Source organism: Pseudoxanthomonas mexicana (genome assembly GCF_010093385.1).
GTDB lineage: Bacteria > Pseudomonadota > Gammaproteobacteria > Xanthomonadales > Xanthomonadaceae > Pseudoxanthomonas_A > Pseudoxanthomonas_A mexicana.
This window is the reverse complement of record NZ_PDWV01000094.1, coordinates 1-6,132: the sequence shown is the minus strand read 5'-3', so window position 1 is coordinate 6,132 and position 6,132 is coordinate 1. Positions and strand designations below refer to the sequence as shown.

General features: G+C 66.9%; 2 protein-coding genes. One reads left to right on the top strand and one right to left on the bottom strand.

Features of this window, described 5'->3' with window-relative positions:
- The first annotated feature begins 90 nt into the window (after positions 1 to 90).
- Positions 91 to 2,289, top strand: a complete 2,199-nt coding sequence (locus CSC76_RS18540; RefSeq protein ID WP_162111435.1) for a protein kinase domain-containing protein — start codon at positions 91 to 93, stop codon at positions 2,287 to 2,289.
- A gap of 43 nt (positions 2,290 to 2,332) precedes the next feature.
- Here CSC76_RS18540 and CSC76_RS18535 read toward each other — a convergent pair whose 3' ends face one another.
- On the bottom strand, positions 2,333 to 6,061 hold the full coding sequence (locus tag CSC76_RS18535; protein ID WP_202923573.1) for a TonB-dependent receptor: 3,729 nt from the start codon (positions 6,059 to 6,061) through the stop codon (positions 2,333 to 2,335).
- Positions 6,062 to 6,132 lie beyond the last annotated feature (71 nt).

Below are 6,132 nucleotides of genomic sequence, written 5' to 3'. Positions count from 1 at the left end.
GCTCGATCACCTGCTTCACCGCTTCGGCCCGGAACTCATCTGTGTACTGCTTGCTGTTGCCCATAAACACCTCGGTCATTGCCATCAATTATGGCAACCGGATGTCTACGAAAGGCTGGCCGGTCCAGCGTCTCGGTCGATCAATGGGCCGATCAGCAACGATTGGAGCTGGGCTCGCGGATCAGCCTGCTTCTTCAAGCCTGCCGCGCACTCCAGTACGCCCATGCCCACGGCGTGCTGCATCAGGACATCAAACCCGGCAACCTGCTGGTCTCGCCGGATGGCGTGGTCCACCTGGTCGACTTCGGCCTGTCCACGCTGATGAGCGGGCGCGAAGGCGACACCGCAGCGCCCATTGCGGTGTCGAATGGTTACACCGCCCCCGAACTGCTGACAGGCGGCGCGGCCTCGGTCGCGGCCGACGTGCACGCGATCGGCGTAGTGCTGTACCAGTTGCTGGTGGATGCATGGCCCCGCCCGCTGCAGCCACTGCACACCCAGCTGAGCGGCATCGGGACAGGCTCCGCGCAAGCGCCCTCGCTGTTGGCCACCACGGCCCTTCCGCAGGTCGCCTACCTTAGGCGATGTCGCGATACCCGCCTGCTGCGCAGGAAGCTCCAGGGCGACCTGGATGCCATTGCATTGAAATGCGTCGCCCTGGCGCCGGGTGACCGCTATGCCAGCGTCGGCGCCCTGATCGAGGATCTGGAGCATTGGCTGGCGCGGCGTCCCGTGGGGGCGCGTGGCGCAGGGCGCGCGTATGTCCTGGGACGCTTCTTCCAGAGGAACGCACTCGCCACGCTGTTCGCCGGCAGCGTGATGCTTTCGCTGGCTGCAGTGGTGGGCGCATTCGCGTGGTTCCACTGGCGCGGCCAGCAGGAAGCCCGCGACATGCAGCTGGTTTCCACCATGTTCGAGCAGACCCTCGGCGCGGCCACGCTCTCCGGCCTGGCCGAAGCGCGCCCATCGTCGCGCCAACTGCTCGAGAAGACCGAAGCGCACCTGCGTGCGCTGCCGCCACAGTCGAGCCCGGTGATCCGGGCGCGTGCGCTGACCTCCCTGGCGCGCAGCTATGCCGTGCTGGGCGACTACGCACACGCACTTGCGCTCGCTTCCCAGGCCAACCGGCTGCTGACAGACAGCCCTGCGCATCAGTCCGAGACACAGGCCACCCTGGCCACCCTGCTCAATCTTCAGGCGCGCCATGCCGAAGCGCGCGATGTCGCCACCCAAAGCCTCCGCCAGTCGACCTCCGCCCGTCCCACCGCGGATATCACCACGCTCAATCTACTGACGGAGCTGGCGCGCGCCCATTGGGGACTGTCGGAGCACGATGCCGCATTCAATGCCCTGGGGTTCGCGCAGAATGTGGCAGCAGGTCTGCCGTCACAACCGGCACTCGATACGCAGGTCGAACTGTCGATCCTGCGTGCCCAGTGGCACCTGCAGCTGATGGATCTTGCCGAGGCCGGGCGCGAACTCGATGCCGCGACCGCATTGGCCCGGGAGGCGTCTCCATCACTGGCCGACAATGTCAACGAGGCGCGGTTGTCGCTGTTGCTGCTGAAAGAGGACGATGGCCAGGCCAGGCAGGTGGCGGAAGCGCTCCTTGCATCGCGCCGCCAGCGACTGGGCCCTGGGCATCCCGACACCGCACGCAGCAGCCGCCTGAGACTGGAGGTGCTGGAAAGACAAGGGCACGCCGCCGGCATTCCACCCACGGCCCTGCGTGAGACGCGTGAGGCCATCGTCACCGTATACGGCAAAGCGCATCCGGAGTACGCGCGCCAGTTGCTGCTGGAGGCGCGCCTTCAGCGCCCACATGACGTATCGAAGAGCGTCAGCCTGTCGGGCGAGGCAGTACAGCTGCTGGAACGCATCCTGGGCCCCCGGCATCCCACTACGCTCGCAGCCAAGGAGGAACAGGCCGAGGTCCTGATCCAACTCGCGTCTGCCCAATCCGGACCCTCCCGGGAGGCGTCGTTGACGCACGCCATCAGCATGCTGCAGGAGGTGGTGCACGCGACCCGGCAGCGCCAGCAGCCTTCCCCAATGGCCAAGTACCTGCTGGCGCAAGCGCTGATCCTGCGCGCGGCAGCCGGCACGCCGGACGCTGCGACGGACCTGCGGCGCGCAGAGGCCTTGTTGCAGGATGGGTTGGTGGAAGCCAGCCGCCAGTTGGGCCCGCGCCATGCGGTGACGGTACGGATCCGGAACGCCTTGGTCGGGAATTTCCTTCCCGCGCCCCGCTCCGCCCAGGCGGACGTACCTGACGCAGTACGGCGATGAACCGGATGCGAAGGCACGGCTGGCGCCTCCGCATCCGGTAGGTTCAGTAGGTTCCTACCAGGTTGAGGAACCAGCCCCTGTGGTCGTAGTCGAAGTCGGTCAGATCGTCGCTGAAATCGGTGAAGTTGTAGCCCACGCCGATGCGGAAGTTCTTGTTCAGGTCGCGGTCGACACCCACCAGGAAGCCCTGTTTGGTACCCCCGTCCCTGACATCGAGCCAGCGGTATTCGGCCAGCGCATGCCATTGGGTACGCAGGTCGTAGCGCACCTGCGCCGCGGCGAAGGTGGTGGCCGAATCCAGCCACACGCCGGTCCCGCGGCCCATACGCACTTCGCCCTCGCGACGGGCCAGCTTGCCTGCGAATTCCCAGTGCTGGTCCAGCTTGTACACGCCTTCGAAAGAGAGGATCTGCGACTTCTGGTCGTACTCGGCGCCGCCCAGCTGGCCCAGCGTGGCCAGATCGTACAGGTAGGTATAGCGACCGAACACGCCCCACCGCTGGTTGTCCCAGGGCCGGTAGGCGAATCCGACATTGCCCTCGATGAACTTCGCGCCGGCCAGCGGGTTGAGCTGGTCGTCGGTGTCGGCGTAGTTCAGCCGCGCGGCGATGCGCCAGCTCTCGTTGATCTTGTGCGTCAGGCGGTTGGTGCTGACCCACTGCTCGCGCTGTTCGGCGCCGGAGTCTTCGCGCCACTCCAGCTTGCTCTGCCAGTCGGTGTCCGGTGAGGTGCGCCCGCCGGAGACGCTGACCGCGCGACGGTCGACGTTGCCGCCGGCCGTGTTGGTCAGCTCGCCGTTGGACAGCGTGAAGCCCAGGTTCCAGCCCTGCGCCGGATAGAAGTCCATGCCGAAGGTATGCGCCAGACCGGACTGGTTGGGCTCCTTCAGGAACTGGCTCTCGTTGTACAGGTTGACCTGGTTGGACAGCCGCCAGCGCTGGCCCAGCGTCCAGCCGTTCTGGGCGTTGCGCGTGAACAGCGAGTCGTATTCCGTGGTGTCGGTGGAGTACGTGTAGGCGCCATACACCGAGTGCTCGGGTGTCAGGCGGTGCTCGGCATTGAGGCTGGCCGCCTGACCGCGGTCGCCCGTGGTCACTTCGGCCCCGACCGAGGAGTTGTCCCCGTACAGGTACTTGCCGCCCAGCGTGAGCGCATCGTTGTCGGCGTACTGACCCCCGTCATCATCGAGGGTGAACTGGGCCAGCCCGTACAGTTCCAGCGTGCTGCCGAAGCGTTGCAGGTACTTCACCGCACCCAGCGTGCCGGCCGCATCGAGGGAGGCGCCTTCGGTGTCCACACGCCGGACCTCGGCACTGAACGTACGGGCGTCATCGACACGCCATTCCAGCGTGGCCTGGGCCTGCGTCAGCGACTCGATGCCGCTCTCGGCACGGGTGTAGCGCGCGTACACGCCGAGGTTGGGTGTGAACTGGCCCTGCACTTCGGCACCGTACTCGGTGATGGCCCGGCCGGTGTCGTAGCGCGAGATCGAGTAACCGGCGCTGGTATTGCGCCACCAGGCGCCCATGCTCCAGTCCAGCTCGGTCCAGCCCAGCTCCTTGAAGTTGGCGCGCGCCTCCAGCGACCTGGCTTCGCCTTCGCGGCGCAGGCCGGTGTCGTTCTGCTGGATGAAGCTCAGGCCGCCGTTGTCGGAGAAGAACACCGGCGCACCGAAGGACTCGGTCTGGGCGTACTCGGCCTTGAGATAGGTCCCCTTGCCGGCCTGCAGGGTCAGGTCGCCCGCCGCGAGCGTGTAGTCCTCACCGGCGCGGTTCTCCTGCACGTAGGTGGCGCCCACCCCAACGTGGTCGCCGAACCAGTGCTTGCCGCGCACGCCGGCACTGACGTCGTCGGCATCGAAACCGGAGGGCACCCACTCGTAGTCCACCAGCAGGCGCTGCTCCAGGCCGTCCAGCGGCGCATCGCGGGTGAGCGTGGGGATGTTCTCGCGGGTGATCTGCGCCAGCGGACGGGTCAGCAGGATGCGGCCCTGCAGTTCGTCGATCTCGTAGTCCGCGCCCCGCTGCAGCACCACGCGGTTCTCCACGCGGCCGGTGGTCAGGTCGCGGATCTCCAGGGTCACGATGTCCGAACCCGGGAGCAGATCGGTATGCCGCAGGTAGTACAGGCTGCCGCCCGTGCCGATGAACTCGTTGTGGCCCGGCGCCGTCTCGGCCTGCGAGCCGAACACGCGCAGCTCGGTACCCGGATCGCCCCAGCGGTTGGTGGCCAGCGAACGCCAGTTCAGTGCCGCGCCGTACAGCGAACGCTGGTACTGCGCGTACTCGGTCCCCGCGATGCCCGTGCTGTAGTTGCCCCACAGCGCCTGGTTCTTGTCCCAGTCCACCCGCAGGTAGAACCGGCCCATCGTGTCCACGTCGCGGTAGGTGGTGGAGTCGTCGCCGTAGACGGGGTAGTACAGATCCGGATCCAGGCGGCGGAACACATCTTGGGGATCGGCCTGGGTGAAGCCGTTGAACAGCCGGTCCAGGTCCCTTTCGGTCGTATCGGCCTGCGCCGTGACCAGATACTTGCCGCGCAGCTTGGCCTTGCCGTAGAACGCCAGCCGGCCATCGCTGATCACATCGTCCTGATAGCGCGTGTCGTTGGCGAAGGCCGCGCCGGAACCACTGGTCTTGTTCTGCGCGATGGTGACGTCGGCCAGGCCCACGCCGAAGAAGTAGCGCCCGGTGACGTCCACCTCCAGCATATGGGACGCTGTCGCGCCGCCAGACGCCTGACCGCCACCCAGACCGATCTGGAACTGGTGGTGGCCCACCGGCACCAGGTACTCGGCCACGAACTTGCGTTCCTGGTCCAGCGGATAGTTCTCGCCGTTGATCGTCAGCGAGGCCGAGGCGGGGATGTTGCGGCCCTGGATGCGGATGCGCGAGCCGTACATCGGGATGTTCTGCTGGCGCAGCCCGTTGCCGGAGAACACGCTCTCCACCAGGCTCTGCGTCTGGGCCTGCTCGGCGCTGAGCGCGGCGCCCTGTGCGCGCTCGATGTGGGTGCGCAGCTGGTTGATGCCGCGCTCTGCGTCTTCGGGCGATACCAGCTGCAACGTGCGCGGATGGGTCTCATCGAACGCACCGTCCTTTCCGTAGGCGCGCAGCACGTAGACCAGTTCGTCGCCCTTGCGGAACCGATACCGGTCCGGCAGCGCGCCATCCCATGACGTGCTCGACACCGCCGCCACCTCGATCGGCACCGAGGCGATCGGCTCGATCAGGTCGCCATCGCTGCTGCGGTACAGCGTGATCTCCATCCGCTCGATGAAGGCCGGATAGTTGCCGCGCACATAGAACTGCACCGGGCGGGCGATCCTCTGCCCGTCGAACGGCACCATCGAAGGCGCCGAGACCGACAGTTCGGCTTGGCCCAGGGTGGGGTCTTCGGTGGCCCAGATGACGCCACCACCGGGCAGGTCGATTGAGAACTTGCCCATCGCCGTGGCCTTGCCCGGCTGCTCCATCGCCACGGTGACGCGGCGGTCCGGCTGCAGGGCTTCAGAGCTCGAGGCGCGGTCGGTCCCCTGCGTCACCGGCTTGTCGTAGCTGCGGGTGCGCAGCCGGAACAGCAGGCCTTCTTCGCCCGTGCAGCGTTCACCGTCGCAGTCCACAGCCGTGGCCGTACCGTCCACGCGATCCTGCTGTGCCTGCGAGGGCACTTGCGATGGCGTGCGGGACGGCGCAGCCGTCTGTGCGCCGGCCAGCGGCGCCGTGCCGGCCAGCAGGCTGATCAACGTGTAGTCCAGCAGTTTCATTTTCATGCGCTTGTTCATGACCCGGCCCCCCCTCACTTGCGTACGCCGACAGGGGCTGTCGGGTCGTTGCTGGCTTC